Annotated in this window: 2 protein-coding genes; both read right to left on the reverse strand. The window is 41.9% G+C overall.

Annotated elements, in window-relative coordinates; translation table 11 throughout:
- Positions 1 to 71 precede the first annotated feature (71 nt).
- The gene (locus GWO68_RS17685; RefSeq protein WP_101447486.1) at positions 72 to 371 is read right to left on the reverse strand and encodes a helix-turn-helix domain-containing protein; all 300 of its coding nucleotides are present in this window, start codon (positions 369 to 371) and stop codon (positions 72 to 74) included.
- Positions 372 to 373: 2 nt separating this feature from the next.
- Positions 374 to 712 (reverse strand): type II toxin-antitoxin system RelE/ParE family toxin, encoded by a 339-nt coding sequence (locus tag GWO68_RS17690; protein ID WP_101447488.1) that lies wholly within the window; start codon positions 710 to 712, stop codon positions 374 to 376.
- Positions 713 to 798: the final 86 nt, after the last annotated feature.

A 798-nucleotide genomic window follows, 5' to 3' on the forward strand; every position in this document is an offset into this window, starting at 1 on the left:
AACGGTTAGTACAGGCTGTGAACGAGGCGAAGCCGAGTATGGAGCCTGTGCCGGGTTAGGGTGCGCAATTTCTACAGGAAGGTCAAACCAATTTTCTTATTTAGCCCCTTTTCAAATATCCTGATCAAGGTGGAAAGCTGTATATCGCCTCTCGCGTTTTCGATTCTTGAGATATAGCTCTTCTTGGTCCCTGCTTTTTCAGCCAACTGCTCCTGTGTTAGTTTCGCCTCTTTTCTGGCTTCTTTTAACATCTCGCTCACGATAAACATCTGGGCACTTTCTTCATATTTGTTGCGGCTCTCTGTCCCAATTTTGCCGTGCTCTCTTTCAATCAGCTCGTCAAATGTTTTGATTCCTTTATAATCGGTCATGGCTATTTTCCTTTAAATTTAAAATACTCGCTTTTCAGTCGCATTGCCTTCTCTAATTCTTCCTTGGGTGTTTTCTGTGTCTTCTTCTGAAAACCATTGAAGAGCACTACCAGCCTTCCTTCGTCGAAGCAACAGAAAATTCTATAAATGTTAGACTGATACTCCACCCTTACTTCGTAAAGCCCTTCGTACCCGCTCATCGGGGCAAGGAACTTTACCGGCACCCTTTCAACCTGCTTGATCAATTCTAACACGTACTGAATTTTGGTCTTTACTTTAGCGTCAAGGCTTTGGTAAAAGTCAAGGAAGTAATCCCCATGAAAGATGATTTGTCTTGTCATACGACAAAGTTATCTTAAAAGATAACTTATGCAAAGAATTTTATACTTGCGGGAGAGAAATTTTATAGTGGTTTTGCACCCTAACG

The organism is Pontibacter fetidus, assembly GCF_010119545.1.
In the GTDB taxonomy this organism is placed as follows: Bacteria; Bacteroidota; Bacteroidia; order Cytophagales; family Hymenobacteraceae; genus Pontibacter; species Pontibacter fetidus.

Coding starts and splice junctions, on each gene's coding strand:
- GWO68_RS17685 (WP_101447486.1), bottom strand. CDS start 371: ATGACCGATTATAAAGGAATCAAAACATTTGACGAGCTGATTGAAAGA.
- GWO68_RS17690 (WP_101447488.1), bottom strand. CDS start 712: ATGACAAGACAAATCATCTTTCATGGGGATTACTTCCTTGACTTTTAC.